14 protein-coding genes and 1 tRNA gene are annotated in these 16,546 nt (G+C 66.9%); 14 read left to right on the forward strand and 1 reads right to left on the reverse strand.

The genetic code is table 11. From position 1 onward, the window contains the following. The 3 genes from NW198_RS09355 to NW198_RS09365 all read left to right on the forward strand — a co-directional run. A partial coding sequence (locus tag NW198_RS09355; RefSeq protein WP_258340911.1) for a helicase-related protein occupies positions 1 to 1,518 on the forward strand: 1,518 nt, incomplete at its 5' end. Between the two features lie 6 nt (positions 1,519 to 1,524). Next, positions 1,525 to 3,942 carry a bifunctional (p)ppGpp synthetase/guanosine-3',5'-bis(diphosphate) 3'-pyrophosphohydrolase gene (locus tag NW198_RS09360; RefSeq protein ID WP_087317027.1) on the forward strand — a complete coding sequence of 806 codons (2,418 nt, stop codon included), beginning with the start codon at positions 1,525 to 1,527 and terminating at the stop codon, positions 3,940 to 3,942. A gap of 42 nt (positions 3,943 to 3,984) precedes the next feature. Next, a complete protein-coding gene (locus NW198_RS09365) occupies positions 3,985 to 4,620 on the forward strand; it encodes an MBL fold metallo-hydrolase (RefSeq protein WP_258340912.1) in 636 nt (211 codons plus the stop codon). 34 nt (positions 4,621 to 4,654) lie between these two features. Here NW198_RS09365 and NW198_RS09370 read toward each other — a convergent pair. Further along, positions 4,655 to 4,739 (reverse strand) — tRNA-Leu (locus NW198_RS09370). A 109-nt stretch (positions 4,740 to 4,848) separates the two neighbouring features. Between NW198_RS09370 and NW198_RS09375 the strand changes: the two genes are divergently transcribed. The 11 genes from NW198_RS09375 (at position 4,849) to malQ (ending at position 16,515) form a co-directional block, all read left to right on the forward strand. After that, the gene (locus tag NW198_RS09375) at positions 4,849 to 5,367 is read left to right on the forward strand and encodes a ferritin (protein ID WP_258340913.1); all 519 of its coding nucleotides are present in this window, start codon (positions 4,849 to 4,851) and stop codon (positions 5,365 to 5,367) included. Positions 5,368 to 5,700: 333 nt separating this feature from the next. Beyond that, entirely contained in the window at positions 5,701 to 6,276 is a 576-nt protein-coding gene (infC, locus tag NW198_RS09380; RefSeq protein ID WP_087317021.1) for a translation initiation factor IF-3, read from the forward strand. A 1-nt stretch (position 6,277) separates the two neighbouring features. Continuing rightward, positions 6,278 to 6,475, forward strand: a complete 198-nt coding sequence (gene rpmI, locus NW198_RS09385) for a 50S ribosomal protein L35 (RefSeq protein ID WP_087317019.1) — start codon at positions 6,278 to 6,280, stop codon at positions 6,473 to 6,475. A 47-nt stretch (positions 6,476 to 6,522) separates the two neighbouring features. Next, a complete protein-coding gene (rplT, locus tag NW198_RS09390) occupies positions 6,523 to 6,882 on the forward strand; it encodes a 50S ribosomal protein L20 (RefSeq protein WP_087317016.1) in 360 nt (119 codons plus the stop codon). Positions 6,883 to 7,048: 166 nt separating this feature from the next. Continuing rightward, complete coding sequence (locus NW198_RS09395) at positions 7,049 to 8,434, forward strand: helix-turn-helix transcriptional regulator (protein ID WP_258340915.1); 1,386 nt, start codon at positions 7,049 to 7,051, stop codon at positions 8,432 to 8,434. Positions 8,435 to 8,925: 491 nt separating this feature from the next. Further along, positions 8,926 to 10,329 (forward strand): CAP domain-containing protein, encoded by a 1,404-nt coding sequence (locus NW198_RS09400; protein ID WP_258340916.1) that lies wholly within the window; start codon positions 8,926 to 8,928, stop codon positions 10,327 to 10,329. A 442-nt stretch (positions 10,330 to 10,771) separates the two neighbouring features. After that, on the forward strand, positions 10,772 to 12,124 hold the full coding sequence (locus NW198_RS09405; protein WP_087316457.1) for an ABC transporter substrate-binding protein: 1,353 nt from the start codon (positions 10,772 to 10,774) through the stop codon (positions 12,122 to 12,124). Between the two features lie 98 nt (positions 12,125 to 12,222). Continuing rightward, positions 12,223 to 13,065, forward strand: coding sequence for a carbohydrate ABC transporter permease (locus NW198_RS09410; RefSeq protein ID WP_087316449.1), 843 nt, complete (start codon positions 12,223 to 12,225; stop codon positions 13,063 to 13,065). Further along, on the forward strand, positions 13,065 to 13,907 hold the full coding sequence (locus tag NW198_RS09415) for a carbohydrate ABC transporter permease (RefSeq protein ID WP_087316447.1): 843 nt from the start codon (positions 13,065 to 13,067) through the stop codon (positions 13,905 to 13,907). The genes NW198_RS09410 and NW198_RS09415 overlap by 1 nt, the downstream gene beginning before the upstream one ends. Before the next feature lie 19 nt (positions 13,908 to 13,926). Next, positions 13,927 to 14,937: a LacI family DNA-binding transcriptional regulator gene (locus tag NW198_RS09420; protein WP_087316445.1), complete on the forward strand. Its 1,011-nt coding sequence runs from the start codon at positions 13,927 to 13,929 to the stop codon at positions 14,935 to 14,937. Between the two features lie 90 nt (positions 14,938 to 15,027). Then, on the forward strand, positions 15,028 to 16,515 hold the full coding sequence (gene malQ, locus NW198_RS09425) for a 4-alpha-glucanotransferase (protein ID WP_087316443.1): 1,488 nt from the start codon (positions 15,028 to 15,030) through the stop codon (positions 16,513 to 16,515). Positions 16,516 to 16,546: the final 31 nt, after the last annotated feature.

The following is a 16,546-nucleotide window of genomic DNA, read 5'->3' on the forward strand; positions in this document are numbered from 1 at the left end:
CCGGCCGCGAGGCGCCGCGCCGAGCTCGCCGGGCTCGACGACGGGGCTCTGCTCGACGCGCTCAGGCGTCAGATGATCGGCGACGCGGGCCTGCTGCCCGCCCAGAGCGCCGCGCTCGAGCGGCTCGCCGCCGGGCGCTCCTGCCTCGCCGTCATGGCCACGGGGCGCGGAAAGTCGCTGATCTTTCACCTCCACGCCGCGCGCGAGGCCATCGCCTCCGGTCGCGCGAGCGTCTTTGTCTACCCGCTGCGCGCCCTTGTCGCCGACCAGGCCTTCCATCTGCGCGAGGCGCTCTCGGGGGTCGGGGTCTCCGTCGAGGTCCTGACCGGCGAGACGACGCAGTCGGAGCGAAGGCGCGTCTTCGAGGGGCTCGCCGGCGGGTCGGTCGACGTCGTGCTCACCACGCCGGAGTTCCTCTCAATCCATCGCTCCAGCTTCGCGGCGTCACGTCGCGTGGGCTTCGTCGTCGTCGACGAGGCGCATCACGCCGGCGTGGCGGCCCCCGGCGACCGGGACGCCTACCTCGAGCTGCCCGCGGTCCTGACCGATCTCGGGCATCCCGTGGCGCTCGCCGTGACCGCGACCGCCTCTCCCGAGTCGGCCCGCGGCATCTGCGAGCTGCTCTCCATAGACGAGTCGGACGTCATCGTCGACGAGGCGGTCCGCGACAACCTTGCCCTCGACGACGAGCGCGGCGCGGGCGACGCGGACGCGCTTCTCGCCTCGCTCGTCTCCGGGGGCGAGAAGTGCATGGTCTACGTGCCCTCGCGCGCCCGCGCGGTGTCCACGGTCCGCATGCTGCGCCACGCCCTCCCCGCGCTCGCCGCGCGCGTCTCCTACTACCACGCCGGGCTCTCGCGCGAGACGCGCCTGCGCGTCGAGCGGGCGTTTCGAGAGGGCGAGCTCAGCTGCATCGTCTCCACGAGCGCCTTCGGGGAGGGCGTGAACCTTCCCGGCATCCGCCACGTCGTGCTCCTGGGCCTGCCCCTCGGACAGGTCGAGTTCAACCAGATGAGCGGCCGCGCGGGCCGCGACGGGGCCCCGGCGACCGTGCACCTGCTCTTCGGCCCCGCGGACGTGCCCTCCGGCGAGGCCATCCTCGGCGCGGCCGCCCCCGGCCGCGACCAGCTCGTGACCCTCTACCGCACCCTGGTGGCCCTATGCCGGGCGGGCGGCGCCGTCACGCTCGACGACGAGGGCATCGCCCGAGCCGCGCGCTCCCGCGAGCCGGGATCGGCGCTCGACGAGCGCGAGGTCGCCTCCGGGCTCTCGGTCTTCTCGGAGCTCGGGTTCTGCGCGGTGACGGGCTGGGGGGCGTCGCGGCGCGTCTCGATGGCGAGCGCGCCGGAGCGCATGGAGCTCACGCAGTCCGCGTGCTACCTCGAGGGCCTCAGGCTCCAGCGGGCCTTCGAGGACTTCAGCCGCTGGGCGCTCGAGGCGCCGGTCGACGAGCTTCTCGCCCGCATCAACCGCCCCATCGCGCCGAACTTCGGTATCATCGTCTCCGAGGGGAAGTGAGATGCGATGAGCGACGACAAGACCAGGCGCGAGGAGACGCCCGCGGCCGCCCCGGAGAAGACGCCCGCGGCAGCGCCCGCGACGGCGCCCGCCGCGACCGCGAGGCCCAAGAAGGGCGTCCCGGACGCCGCCAACTACCGCCTGCTCCAGGCGGCCTGCGAGACGTACCTGGACGAGGAGGGCTGCGAGAAGGTCGAGCGCGCGTACCGCTTTGCCGCGGACTACCACCGCGACCAGCGCCGGCGCTCCGGCGAGCCCTACATCAACCATCCCGTCGAGGTCGCCCTGATCCTCGCGCACGACCTGCGCATGGACGAGGACACGATCTGCGCCGCCCTGCTGCACGACACGGTGGAGGACACGCCGGCGACCCTCGACGAGCTGCGCGACCTCTTTGGTGAGACCGTCGCCGACCTGGTCGACGGCGTGACCAAGCTCACCTCCATCCAGGTCTCCTCCATGGACGCCAAGCAGGCGTGGAACCTGCGCAAGATGTTCCTCGCCATGAGCCGCGACATCCGCGTGGTCATCATCAAGCTCGCCGACCGCCTGCACAACATGCGCACGCTCGCGGCGCTGCCGCCCGACCGACGCCAGTTCAAGGCGCGCGAGACCATGGACGTCTACGCGCCGCTGGCCGACCGCCTCGGCATCTCCTCGGTCAAGTGGGAGCTCGAGGACCTCGCCTTCTTCTGGCTCGAGCCCGAGGAGTACCAGCGGGTCGCCCGCATGGTGCAGGACTCCCGCGCCCAGCGCGAGGACGACACCGAGACGGCCATCAAGACGCTCGACGACGAGCTCAAGGCGGCAGGCCTCAAGAACTACCAGATCACCGGCCGCCCCAAGCACCTTTGGAGCATCTACCAGAAGATGACGCGCAAGGGGCGCGAGTTCTCCGACATCTACGACCTCATCGCCCTGCGCGTGATCACCCAGACGGTGGGGGACTGCTACTCGGCGCTCGGCGCCGTGCACTCGCTGTGGAACCCCATGCCCGGGCGCTTCAAGGACTACATCGCCACGCCCAAGGCCAACCTCTACCAGTCCCTGCACACGACGGTCGTGGGCCCCGACGGCAAGCCCATCGAGATCCAGATCCGCACCGCGGAGATGCACGAGGCCTCCGAGTACGGCATCGCCGCGCACTGGCTCTACAAGAAGGAGGGCAACTCCCGCGGGCGCATGAGCGCCGAGGACCGCGCGATCGACTCCACGATCAACTGGATCCGCAAGACGCTCGACTGGGCCACCGAGGACGACATCGACGACCCGCACGAGTTCCTCGACAACCTGCGCGTGGACCTCTTCGAGCACGAGATCTTCGTCTTCACGCCCAAGGGCGAGGTCATGAGCCTGCGCCGCGACTCCACGCCGCTCGACTTCGCCTACGCCGTCCACACCGAGGTGGGCAACCACTGCGTGGGAGCCAAGGTCAACGGCTCGGTCGTGCCGCTGTCCTACACGCTCTCCATGGGCGACCGCGTCGAGATCCTCACCAACAAGAACGCCAAGCCCAGCCGCGACTGGATGAGCATGGTCGTCATGCCCTCCACGCGCGCCAAGATCCGCAAGTACTTCTCGACCCAGAACCGCAACGACGACGCCGAGGCGGGCCGCACCGAGCTCGCCCACGAGCTGCGCAAGCGCGGCTACGGCATCTCGACCAAGCGAACCGTCAAGGCCATCGCGCGCGTGTGCGAGTCCTTCGAGCTGCGCTCGCCGGACGACCTGTTCGCGGGCGTCCACACCGGCAAGGTCTCGCTCAAGCAGGCCGCCAACCGCATCGAGGAGATCCTCGAGGAGGGCTCGCCCGAGCAGCTCGCGGCGGCCGCCGCCGAGGCGGAGCGCCGCGCCGAGCACGAGCGCGCCATGGCGTCGGGCACGCCGGTCATGAAGTCCTACGCGCTCACCCAGGCCGCGCGCGGCAAGCGCAAGCGCAGCAACTGCGGCGTGGTGGTCAAGGGCGACCCCGACCTTCTCGTCCACCTCGCGCACTGCTGCAACCCCGTCGCCGGCGACGAGATCGTGGGGTTTATCACCCGCGGCAGGGGCGTCTCGGTGCACCGCGCCAACTGCCCCAACGTGACCGACCTGATGCGCAACCCCGACCGCATGATCGAGGTCGCCTGGGACACCTCGGGCGCCACGGAGTTTCGCGTGGAGATCGTCGTCGAGGCCACCGACCGCATGGGCCTGCTTAAGGACATCACCGTGGCCATCGGCGACGCCGGCGCCAACATCCTCTCGGCCGCCACGCAGACGAGCGCCCAGGGCGTCGCGCGCCTGCGCTTCCTCGTGGCGATCTCCGACGCGAGCCTGCTCGACGTCCTGCTCTCCGCCGTGAGCCGCGTGCCCTCGGTCTACGACGCGCGCCGCATCATGCCCGGCGAGGGCGCCAACCAGATGAAGCAGCGCGTCCGCTGACGCGACGCGGGGACGCGGCCCTGTTCACGTGAGGAGCGTGAGATGAGCGACAAGAGAGACGAGCTGCGCCACTTCGTGGTGACGCCGCTGCAGACCAACTGCTACGCCTGGGTGAGCGCGGAGGAGTGCCTCGTCGTGGACCCGGGCGGATCGGGCGCCGCGGTGGCCGGGCACCTCGGTGACGTCCGCGTGACCTGCGTCGCGGCCACGCACGGCCACGGCGACCACGTCGGCGGCGCCGCGGCGCTCTGCCGCGCGACGGGCGCCCCCTTCGCCATCCACGCCGCCGACTCCGAGCTCGCTCGCCACGCGGGCGAGATGAGCGAGGTCGGCCGCAGCTACGACGAGAACGCGCCGGAGGCCGGTCGCCTGCTCGCCGAGGGCGACGTCATCGAGGTGGGCACCGCCACCTTCACCGTGATGGAGACGCCCGGCCACACGCCCGGCGGCATCGTGCTCGTGGGCGGGGGCAGCGCCGAGGGCGTGGCCTTCGTCGGCGATACGCTCTTCCCGGGAAGCCACGGCCGCACCGACCTCTCCGGCGGCGACGAGCGCGCCATCCTGTCCTCGCTTCGGCGCATGGCGGCAGAGATCGCTCCCGAGACCATGCTTTTGTGCGGCCACGGGCCCGAGACCTCGATGGCCGTAGAGCTGGCGAGAAACCCGTTTTTGCGCTAGGGCGTCTCTACAAGGTGGATTTCTGGGGAAGCGTTGGTGCCCGAGGCGGGGCTCGAACCCGCACGAGTTGCCTCAACGGTTTTTGAGACCGTCGCGTCTGCCAATTCCGCCACTCGGGCCTGGACGCCGTGCGTCAGGTGAGAAGAACTATATCAGACCGCGCGTTGTTCTCGCCACCGGGGTATATAGTGAACGTGTCAGGCCGAAGCCGTCAGAAAGAAGGGTCCCATGGCGCTCACCAGCGAAGTCACCGCCGTCCTCAACGAGCAGATCAACAAGGAGCTCTACTCCAGCTACCTCTACCTCACCTTCGCGGACTACTATGACGACCGCGGCCTCAAGGGCTTTGCCAACTGGTACGAGATCCAGGCCAAGGAGGAGATGGACCACGCGCTGGCCATCCGCCGCTACCTGCTCGACAACGACTTCCGTCCTGTGATGGAGGCCATCGCCAAGCCGGACAAGACCTTCGAGAGCGACCTCGCGCCGCTCGAGGCCGGGCTCGAGCACGAGGAGTACGTCACGAGCCTCATCCACCACTGCTACGAGGTCGCCCACGAGGCGCACGACGTGCGCACGATGAAGTTCCTCGACTGGTTCGTCGAGGAGCAGGGCGAGGAGGAGACCAACGCCCGCGACATGGTCACCAACATGAAGCTCTTTGGCTGCGACCCCAAGGGCCTCTACGACCTCGACCGCGAGTACCAGGCGCGCGCCTACGTGCAGTCGGCCTCCCTCAAGCTCTAGGGCCTAGCGGCGGGCGTGACAGCTGGGGCGTGACAATTAGGATAGGTTCAATTGTCACACGGCCCAACTGTCACGCCCGCAACATGTGGAGATACTCTGGCGAGAAAAACCCGTTGCCGCGAGCCAGGCCTCGTGCTATTCTCGTCAAGTGTGCTTTTGCGAAGTGGGATCGAACATGGGTCCCCACCTACACGGCGCCTCACGGTTGCTGTCTGGTCAGACAACGTATGTTCTTCTCGCCCTTTGCGGCGAGCGATGTCTCCCGGACGCCTCCTGTGGTGCCGGGAGTTTTTTTGCGGCGCAAGCCGCGGATGAGAGAGGAAGGAGCTCGACATAGCCAGGAACGATGGTCCTCGCATCAACGAGGAGATTACGTCCCGCACCTGCCGCCTGATCGGCATCGACGGCTCCCAGATGGGTCTTTTTGGCGTGCGCGACGCGCTGAGGATCGCCCACGACCAGGGCCTCGACCTCGTTGAGATCGCGCCGAACGCGGAGCCTCCCGTCTGCAAGATGCTCGACTACCGCAAGTTCAAGTACGAGCAGGACCGCAAGGCCAAGGCCGCTCGCAAGAACCAGGCCAAGGTCGAGGTCAAGGAGATGAAGTTCCGTCCCAAGATCGACGTGGGCGACTACGAGACCAAGAAGGGTCACGTCATCCGCTTCCTCAAGAAGGGCGCCCGCGTCAAGATCACGATCATGTTCCGCGGCCGCGAGATGGCCCACCCGGAGCAGGGTCGCATGGTGCTCGATCGCCTCGCGGAGGACCTGAAGGACGTCGCAAACGTCGAGCAGAAGCCCCTCATGGAGGGCCGCAACATGCACATGACCATCGTCCCGATCAAGGGCGCCTTTGACGAGAAGCCCAAGGCCGAGGACGAGAACGTCACTACGGAGAAGGAGAACTAGCATGCCCAAGATGAAGACGCACAAGGGTACGGCGAAGCGCTTCCGCCGCACCGGCACCGGCAAGATCATGCGTGCCAAGGCGTTCAAGAGCCACATCCTCACCAAGAAGTCGCCCAAGCGCATCCGCGGCTTCCGCCAGGAGACCGTCATCTCTCCTGCCGACGTCAAGACCGTCTCCCAGCGCATGGGTTCCAACTAGGCGCAGACGCGCCCCGATACGCACCACCAACGAGGAGTTGATTAGATATGGCACGAGTCAAGCGCGCCGTCGCCGGCCGTAAGAAGCGTCAGACGCTCGTCGAGCGCACCAAGGGTTACTACGGAGTCCGTTCCCGCACCTTCCGCGGCATGAAGGAGCAGGCTCAGCACTCCGGCCAGTACGCCTACCGCGATCGTCGCAACAAGAAGCGCGACTTCCGCGCCCTGTGGATCCAGCGCATCAACGCCGCCGCTCGCATGAACGGCCTCTCCTACAGCCAGTTCATGCACGGCCTCAAGCTCGCTGGCGTCGAGCTCGACCGCAAGGTCCTTGCCGAAATCGCCTACAGCGACGAGGCCACCTTCGCCGACATCGCCGAGGTCGCCAAGAAGGCCCTCGCCGAGTAGGTGACAAAGGGACAGTCCCTTCGCATCATCGCGCCCCGGGCATCGTGCACGGGGCGCTTTTTTCTTGGTAAACGTCGTGTCGCGGACGGTTGCATAGCATCCGCGACATGACGTTCGTTGCGTCTTTGCCTACGATGGGCGCATCAGGGGGAAGAGAGGAGACGCAATGAAGGCGAGAAGATCGGTTCGGATGTCCTTCTGGGTGCTCTGGGGCGTGGTCCTTGTTGCCGCCCCGGCGGGGACGTACTACCTTAAGTTCTGCGCGCAGATGTCCGGCGACGTCTCGAATTTGGGTATGAGCCCGCTCGACTTTGTGTGGTCGTCGTCTCTGCCGCTCTCTGTGCTCGTGGCTGCGCTGGCCTATGTCGTCGTTGACCGCCTGAGGCGCCATGCGCGCTCCATTGTCCTGATCGCGGCTGTCTGCAGCGTTGCCTACCTCGCCTCGCTGCTCCTTGAGCTCTCGATGGTGTATGGAAACGGCGGCTTGGAATCCGTGTCCTACGGTTTCTATCGCCTTCTCGTGGGCGCCCAGTCGGCGTTGCGCTATGCCTCCATGCTTGTCTGGGCGGTGACGGGCGTCTTGTGGGGGACGGGTGCCTCCGAGAAGGGTGAGAAACCCGAGAAGCACAGTGCGAGCACGCCCTTTGACGAACTTGCCGCCGCAACGCGCCTCACGGACCGCGAGCGCGCCGTCGCCCAGGGGCTCCTTTCCGGCCGCACCCAGGCGCAGATTGCCCAGGCCCTCTCGATCAGTGCCTCCTCCGTGGCCACATATCGCTCGCGCGCCTGCGAGAAGCTCGGCATAGCGTCGCTGGACGAGCTCGATCCCGTGGTTCCTGCCGATAAGGACGACGTCATCGACGTTGGGTCCCCGCTCGTGCCCGGACTGCTCGTCGTGGGGCTTTGCGGGGCCAAGCTGCTCGCCCTGCTGGTCTCGTCCTTCTCGGCGCTCGGTGCGCTTCTTGTCCTGTCGATTCTCCTGGCGCCGCCCGTGGTTGCCCTTGTGGTTGCGCGAGTGAGGGGGTTGCGCCCGTGGGTGCGGCCGTCCATGACGCCAAGGCTTGCGTTTCTCTGCGGCGCGGTGGCGCTCCAGGGGCTCCTTCTGGGAGGTTTGCCCGGGCAGAGCTCTCCCTTCATCAACTTCTTTGGACTTATGAGCGTGAGCAATGACTGGCTGAGCGTCGCGGCGATGGTGGGATACCCGCTTGGGGTGCTCTGGGTCGCATCCGCCGCGCTTCTGCCGAGGGGCGAGCTCGCCGAGAGCCTTCTTGCCGACGAGGACCGCTGTGTTCTCTACCTGCGCGGCCGAGGGCTGGGCGAGCTTGAGGCGCGTGTGGTGACGTGGATCGCGAGCGGGGCGGGGACGCAGCTAATCTGTGATCGGCTGCACGTGGCGCCGGGAACGGTGAACGCGTATCGGGCCCGCGCCTACACGCGTCTGGGCGTGCACTCGAGCCGCGAACTTGCCGAGCTTCTCGCCCACGACGTAGGTGTTGTGCCGTCTGCCGGTAAAACGCGACCGTCCGCGGAGGAGTCGGAAACGCCGGTGTAAAGCCGGCGGATGCGGGAGAAAAGAGGAGTAACAGACAATCGTCGCTACCCACAAAGCGACCGGAAGAGGAGGCGAGTCCAGTGAACAGCGATCAGATAGCAGGGTTTGGACCCGCCTTCCGCGCGACCGAGACCCTGTAGCTTCGGGCGAGCGCACTCGCCAACGTCTTCCGATACGTACATCGGGTTGGGTTGATGAAGGAAGCTACGGAGCGGGTCCAGACATTGAATCGCCCTGTCAGACATACGACGCTAAGACAGGTGATTCCAAAGTACAGACGAGGCGGGGCGGCGCAACGGGGCGCCGCCCCTTTTTTGCGTCGGGCTGGCCGGGCGCTCTAGGTCACGCCCTCTGTCCGAGAAGCTAACGCCACCAAGAAGTGCGTGCCGCCCGTACGTGAGCGCGTCGTTGAGCCCGCCCGTGAAACCTATACTTTCAGGAACGGTTAAGCGGGCGGCCCGCGTGCCGCCACATGAGAGAGGGGGTCGCGTATGACCAGAGCGAAGACCCGAGGATTTGTGGGCGTGTTCGCCGCCCTGCTGGCGGCGTGCCTTGCGTTTGCGGTGGCGCCCGCCGCCGCGCGGGCGGACTCCGCCCTGGAGCTCACGAACGCCCCGGAGGGCGCGGACGGGATCCAGCTGCTCGCCGATGACGACATCGAGATGATCCAGGTCTCGGGCACGTTCCATTACTACTATGCCACTCAGGTCGTCGACCTGGTGAACCAGCAGCGCGCAGCCAACGGCGTCCCCGCGCTCACGATGGACGAGGACCTCACCGAGGCGGCGATGGTGCGCGCCGCCGAGCTCGCCCTTTATTTCTCCCACACGAGGCCGGACGGCTCGAGCTGCTTCACCGTCTCGCCCAAGGCGTCCGGGGAGAACATCGCCGCCGGGTCGCTCACGCCCGACGGGACCATGGACCAGTGGATGAACAGCACGGGTCATCGCGAGAACATCCTGCGGTCCTCGTTCAGCTCCATCGGCGTGGGATGCTTCAGCCTCGGGGACGTTACGTACTGGGTGCAGCTCTTTGGCACGGGTGCCGGCGAGGGCTCGGTCGATCCCGTCGTGGCGACGGGATACGCCACCCTCTACTTTGACACCGCGTACGTGCCGGTCGACCGCGTGGGGTTCAACCTCAACGAGGCCCAGCTCGATCCGCAGCCCCTCGCGGCGGGGGAGTCCTACACCCTTTGGCTCTGCATCCCCAACGCCGGGTGGGACGCGGTGTTCTGCACGTTTGACGGGGACGGTCTCACCTGGGAGTCCTCCGACCCGAGCGTCGCCTCGGTCGACGCCACCGGCGTGGTCACGGGCGTGAGCTCCGGTCGCGCCACGATCTCCGCGACCACGTGGGGCGGTCGCACCTGGTCCAAGACCTTCGAGGTGAGCGGCGGCGCCGTCGTGCCGCCCGTCGACGATCCCGTCACGCCTCCGCAGCTCAGCGAGCCCGAGGACGTTCCCGGCTACGTCGAGGGCGAGAACGTCGTCATGTGGCGCCTCTACAACCCCAACACCGGCGAGCACTTCTACACGTCCACGCAGTCCGAGCGCGCCGACCTGGTCGCCGCCGGCTGGAAGGACGAGGGCGCCGGCTGGCTCGCCCCGATCGACGGCACGCCGGTCTATCGTCTCTACAACTCCGTCATCCCGGGCGGAGACCACCACTACACGCGCGACAAGGCCGAGTATGACATGCTCGTGAGCGTGGGCTGGACCGGCGAGGGCATCGGCTGGTACTCGGAGGACGAGTCGGGCGCACCGATCTATCGTCAGTACAACCCCAACGCCACCAACGGCACGCACAACTACACCGCAGACGCCTCCGAGCGCGACATGCTCGTCTCCCTCGGCTGGGTCGACGAGGGCATCGGCTGGTACGGCTGCCGGTAGCGCGGCGTCTCGCGAGGTAGCCCCTGGGCAAGAGTCGGGCCCGGCGCCGCATGGCTGGCGCCGGGCCTCGCCCTCACGTGCCGAGTGATGGGCTTGTGTTGCCGGTCCCGTGTGGAAACGTTTCAATATTCTGAAACGCAGAGGAGGCCCTGTGAGCGGTACGCTCCGAGGGTTGAACGGACACTCGTCCTTATCGGTACTTCACAAGCAGGGGCTGGAAAGCATAAAACTGAGACGAGGGATTAGCGAGAAGGACAAAGCGCAGATAAATAGCGACGCTGCGATTGCAAGAGCGCAAGCGGTAGCAAAATGACCGCAGCCGGGATTTCTGGCGGAAATTGGTTGCCCCATCTTGCAACGTATGCTCAAATATGCCTAACGGAAATGAAACGTTTCCAAAGAAGAGGACGTTTCGAAGGAAGGCCGGAAGGAGAACGACATGTTGATGAAGAGGCGTCAGTTCGTCACGGCGGGCCTGGGACTGTTTGCGAGCATGGGCGCGGTCGCCCTGGCGGGTTGCGACAACGGCAACGACACCCCCTCGGGCGAGGGCGGGGACGAGCAGCAGGCCTCCGGCAAGGTCTACTACCTCAACTTCAAGCCCGAGCAGGACGCCCAGTGGCAGGAGCTCGCCGAGCTCTACACCGAGGAGACGGGCGTGCCCGTGACGGTCATGACCGCCGCCTCCGGCCAGTACGAGACCACCCTCAAGTCCGAGATGGCCAAGACCGAGGCCCCCACGCTCTTCCAGGTCAACGGCCCCGTGGGCCTGGCCTCTTGGAAGGACTACTGCTACGACCTCGACGACGCGGACATCATGTCCCAGCTCACCAAGGACGACTACGCCCTCAAGGGCGATGACGGCAAGGTCAAGGGCATCGCGTACGTCATCGAGTCTTACGGCATCATCTACAACAAGTCCCTGCTCGAGAAGGCCGGCTACACGGGTGACGACATCACCAACTTCGAGAGCCTCAAGAAGGTCGCCGAGGACATCACCGCCCGCAAGGACGAGCTCGGCTTCTCCGCCTTTGGCTCGGCCGGCATGGACGGCTCCTCCGACTGGCGCTTCAAGACCCATCTCGCCAACCTGCCGATCTACTACGAGTACAAGGCCGACGGCATCGAGACAACCGACGCCATCAAGGGCACCTACCTGCCCGAGTACCGCCAGATCTGGGACCTCTACATCAACAACGCCACCTGCGAGCCCACGCTGCTCTCTACCAAGACGGCCGACGACGCCACCGCCGAGTTCGTGACCGGTCAGTGCGTGTTCTATCAGAACGGCACCTGGGACTACGCCAACATCTCGAGCATCGGCGACGACAACCTCGGGCTGCTGCCCATCTACATTGGCGTGGACGGCGAGGAGGACCAGGGCATCTGCACCGGCTCCGAGAACTACTGGTGCGTGAACAAGAACGCCCCGGAGGAGGACATCCAGGCCACGCTCGACTTCATCAACTGGTGCGTCACCTCCGACACGGGCGTCCAGGCCATGTGCGGCTCCGAGGGCGCCATGCCCTCCGGTGACCCCGGCATGGGCTTCGTGATCCCGTTCGAGGCCAACCTCGAGACCGAGAACGTCCTCAACAACCTCGCGGACGAGATCAACGCCGACAAGACCCCGGTCAAGTGGTGCTTCTCGACCATGCCCTCCGAGGAGTGGAAGAACGGCGTGGGATCGGCCCTCACCACCTACGCCGCCGACCAGACCGACGCCAACTGGGACGCCGTCAAGACGGCCTTCGTCGACGGCTGGGCCACCGAGGCTGCCGCGTCCAAGGCATAGGGCGCCGCGCAGATCTACCCCTGCTGGGGCGGCGGGTGGCACCCCACCACTCGCCGCCCTTCTCATAACCAAAGGACTTATAGGAAAGGAGGTCTCTCGTGGAGAAGTCGATCAAGAAGTACCTCCCCATCTTCGTGCTGCCCACGCTGCTCGCCTTTATCATCGGCTTCGTGGCACCGTTCGTCCTGGGGCTCTACCTCTCCCTGTGCGAGTTCACCACGGTGACCGACGCCACGTTCGTGGGGTTCTCGAACTACGTGCTGGCGCTCCAGGACACCGTCTTCCAGCACTCGTTCTGGTACACGGCGCTCTTCACTGTGGTCTCGGTCGTCGTCATCAACGTGGTGGCGTTCGCCATCGCCTTTGCGCTCACGAGAAAGCTGCGCGGCACCAACCTGTTCCGCACGGTCTTCTTCATGCCCAACCTCATCGGCGGCATCGTGCTCGGCTACATCTGGCAGCTCATCCTTAACGGCGTCCTCGCCCAATACTCCCAGGCGATCAACCTCAACGAGTGGTACGGCTTCGTCGGCCTCGTGATCCTCGTGGCGTGGCAGCAGATCGGCTACATGATGATCATCTACATCGCCGGTCTCCAGTCCATCTCCGACGACGTGCTCGAGGCGGCCGAGATCGACGGCGCGAGCGCGTGGCGCAAGCTGATCGACGTGACCATCCCCATGATGATGCCCTCGATCACCATCTGCACGTTCCTCTCGCTCACCAACGGCTTCAAGCTCTTTGACCAGAACCTCTCGCTCACGGCCGGCGAGCCGTCCAAGATGTCCGAGATGCTCGCCCTCAACATCTACAACACGTTCTACGGCCGCGTGGGCTGGGAGGGCGTCGGCCAGGCCAAGGCCGTCATCTTCTTTGTCATCGTCGTGGCCATCGGCCTGATCCAGCTGCGGGCCACCCGCTCGAAGGAGGTGCAGCAGTGATGAAGCGCTCCGAGAGGAAGGCCCTCTCCTGGGCCGGCACGGGCCTCATGGGGTTTCTCTGCGTGGCGTGGCTTCTGCCCGTCATCATCGTGCTCTTCAACTCGTTCAAGAACAAGATGTTCATCAACCTCGAGCCGTTCGAGCTGCCCACCGAGCAGACCTACATCGGGCTCGAGAACTACGAGACCGCCATCGACAAGTACGGGTTTCTCGACTCGGTGGGCTGGACGGTGTTCATCACCGTGGGCTCGGTCGCGGTGATCCTGCTCTGCACCTCCATGTGCGCCTGGTACATCACGCGCGTCCAGAACCGCTTCACGAAGGCCATCTACTTCCTGTGCGTGTTCTCGATGGTCGTGCCCTTCCAGATGGTCATGTTCACCCTGTCGATGATCGCCGACCGCCTGGGCCTCTCCACCCCGTGGGGCATCATAGTGGTCTACCTGGGGTTTGGCGCGGGACTCGCGGTCTTCATGTTCTGCGGCTTCGTGAAGTCGATCCCCATAGAGATCGAGGAGGCGGCGCTCATCGACGGCGCCGGCCCCATCAGGACCTTCTTCACCGTGGTGGTCCCCATCATGAAGCCCACGTTCATCTCGGTGGGCATCCTGCAGACCATGTGGATATGGAACGACTTCCTGCTCCCGTACCTCGTGCTCGACACCACGAAGTACAAGACCATCTCCATCGTCATCCAGTTCATGAAGGGCTCCTACGGCCGCGTGGACATGGGCGCTATCATGGCGGCGCTGATCATGGCCGTCATCCCGGTCGTGGTGTTCTACCTGTCCTGCCAGAAGTACATCATCAAGGGCGTCGCCGCCGGCGCCGTCAAGGGTTAGTCCCAAGAGAGGGGGAGCCGTGGACATCAGGGACATCGCGCGCCTTTCCGGCTACAGCCTGGGCACCGTATCCCGCGTGCTCAACGACAACCCCGGGGTGAGCGACCGCGCTCGCGAGCGCGTGCTGCAGGTCGTGCGCGACGTGGGCTACGAGCCCAACACCAACGCCCGGCACCTCAAGATGCGCGGTCGCTCGTCCTCCTACGCGATCATCGTCAAGGGCATGCAGAACATGCTCTTCACGGACATCATCGAGAAGGCAGAGGGTCTGTTCGCCCAGGCCGATGAGGAGGTCCGCGTGCACTTCGTCGACGAGGACGCCGACGAGGCGGCGCGCGCGGCCCACCTCGACAAGGTCCGCCACCCCAAGGGGTTCCTCTTCCTCGGCGGGACCCCGCGGCACTTCATCGAGGGGCTCTCGGAGATCAGCGTGCCCTGCGTGCTGCTCACCAACACAGCGGCGGACTGGGGGCTCGATACGCTCTCGAGCTTCACCACCGACGACGCCTCGGCGGCCGAGAGCGTCATCGACTACCTCTGGGAGATGGGCCACTGCCGCATCGGCGTGATCGGCGGCAACTGGGTGAGCGAGGTCTCCGCGCGCAGGCTCGAGGGCGTCGAGCGCGCCTTCCGCGCCCGCGGGGTCACCTTCGACCGCGAGCGCAGCTACGAGCCGTGCCGCTTCTCAATGGACGAGGGCTACCAGGCGACGATGCGTCTGCTCGCGCGCTCGGGTGACCTCACGGCCATCTTCGCCCTGGGCGACGTCATCGCACTCGGCGCCCTGAGGGCGATCTCGGACCAGGGCTACCGCGTGCCCGCGGACATCTCGCTCGTGGGCTTCGACGGGCTCGACGTCTCCCAGTACTGCGTCCCGCGCCTCTCGACCGTCCGCCAGGACACCGGTCTTCTCGCCAGGCGCGGCGTCGAGGCGCTCATGGCCGCCGTCGAGGGCCGCGGGACGCCGGCGCACGAGTTCGTGCCGTTCCGCCTGCTCAGAAGAGAGAGCGTGCTGGCGCTGAGGATGTAGCGCCCCGCGCAGGCGCCGCACCACCGCAAGCGTGCGACCACGTGGTCGCGCGACCGACTTCGACTTGTTTTTTGGATTGGAGGCTCTCCCATGAGGCGTTCAGGCATCCTGCTCTCCCTGACCTCGCTGCCGTCTGCCTGGGGCATCGGCACGATGGGGAGGGCTGCCCGCGAGTTCGTGGACTTCCTCGCCGCGTCGGGCCAGACGGTGTGGCAGCTGCTGCCCCTGGGCCCCACGGGCTATGGCGACTCGCCCTACCAGGTCTTCTCGACCTTCGCCGGCAACCCCTACCTGATCGACCTCGACGACCTCGAGGCCGAGGGGCTCCTGCGGCGCGAGGAGTACGAGGGGCTCCCCTGGGGCGACGACCCGCTCCGCGTTGACTACGCCGCGCTCTACGAGGGGCGCCGCTCGGTGCTCGGCGCCGCGGTCGCGCGCCTGCGCGAGGGCCGAGCCGCGGAGCTTGCGGCGTTCTGCGCGCGCGAGTCGGCGTGGCTCGAGGACTACGCCCTCTTCATGGCCATCAAGGACAGCCGGGGAGGGGCGCCGTGGACCGCGTGGCCCGAGCCCCTCAAGCGCCGCGAGGCGCCCGCGCTCGACGAGGCGCGCCGCGAGCTCTCCGAGCGCATCGAGCTCTGGAAGGGCGTGCAGTGCCTCTTCTTCCGGCAGTGGGACAACCTGAGGGCATACGCCGCGCGCGCGGGCGTCCTCGTGATGGGCGACATCCCCATCTACGTGGCGCCGGACAGCGCGGACGTGTGGGCGCACCCCGAGCAGTTCCAGCTCGACGACAAGCTCCTCCCCACCGAGGTGGCGGGCTGCCCCCCAGACAGCTTTGCCGAGGGCGGCCAGCTCTGGGGCAACCCGCTCTACGACTGGGGGCGCATGGCCCGCGACGGCTACGCGTGGTGGGTCGAGCGCGTGTCGTACCAGCTCAGGCTCTATGACATCCTGCGCATCGACCACTTCCGCGGCTTTGACTCCTACTACGCCATCCCCTTTGGCGACAAGGACGCGCGGGGCGGGCGGTGGCGCGAGGGGCCCGGCATCGCGCTCTTCGAGCGGCTGCGCGAGGCCTGCGGGACCGAGCGTCTCGTCGCCGAGGACCTCGGCTACCTCACGGACTCGGTGGCGCGCCTGCGCGAGGACGCGGGCCTTCCGGGCATGCGCGTGCTCGAGTTCGCCTTCGACAGCCTCGACGGCACCGGCAGCCCCTATCTGCCCCACTCCTACCCGCGCGACTGCGTGGCCTACGTCGGCACCCACGACAACGACACGGCGCTCGGGTGGCTCGAGCACGCCCTGCCGGCGGACGCCTCCGCGGCGCGCGACTACCTCGGCCTCAACGACGACGAGGGGGAGGGCTGGGGCATGATGCGCGGCGTCTGGGCCTCCGTTGCCGACCTCGCCGTCGTGCAGATGCAGGACGTTCTCGAGCTCGGCTCGGAGGCGCGGATGAACGTGCCCTCCACCGTGGGCGAGAACTGGCGTTGGCGCATGCCCGCCGGCTACGTCACCCCCGAGCTCGAGGAGAGGCTCAAGAGGCTCATGGAGCTCTACGGCCGCGCCCCGCACTGACGCCGCCGCCTTCCCGGGCGCGCCCGGGACC

It is taken from the genome of Thermophilibacter sp. ET337, assembly GCF_024733715.1.
GTDB lineage: Bacteria > Actinomycetota > Coriobacteriia > Coriobacteriales > Atopobiaceae > Thermophilibacter.

Coding starts and splice junctions, on each gene's coding strand:
- NW198_RS09365 (WP_258340912.1), top strand. CDS start 3,985: ATGAGCGACAAGAGAGACGAGCTGCGCCACTTCGTGGTGACGCCGCTG.
- NW198_RS09415 (WP_087316447.1), top strand. CDS start 13,065: ATGAAGCGCTCCGAGAGGAAGGCCCTCTCCTGGGCCGGCACGGGCCTC.
- rplT (WP_087317016.1), top strand. CDS start 6,523: ATGGCACGAGTCAAGCGCGCCGTCGCCGGCCGTAAGAAGCGTCAGACG.
- rpmI (WP_087317019.1), top strand. CDS start 6,278: ATGCCCAAGATGAAGACGCACAAGGGTACGGCGAAGCGCTTCCGCCGC.
- NW198_RS09400 (WP_258340916.1), top strand. CDS start 8,926: ATGACCAGAGCGAAGACCCGAGGATTTGTGGGCGTGTTCGCCGCCCTG.
- NW198_RS09360 (WP_087317027.1), top strand. CDS start 1,525: ATGAGCGACGACAAGACCAGGCGCGAGGAGACGCCCGCGGCCGCCCCG.
- malQ (WP_087316443.1), top strand. CDS start 15,028: ATGAGGCGTTCAGGCATCCTGCTCTCCCTGACCTCGCTGCCGTCTGCC.
- NW198_RS09375 (WP_258340913.1), top strand. CDS start 4,849: ATGGCGCTCACCAGCGAAGTCACCGCCGTCCTCAACGAGCAGATCAAC.
- NW198_RS09395 (WP_258340915.1), top strand. CDS start 7,049: ATGAAGGCGAGAAGATCGGTTCGGATGTCCTTCTGGGTGCTCTGGGGC.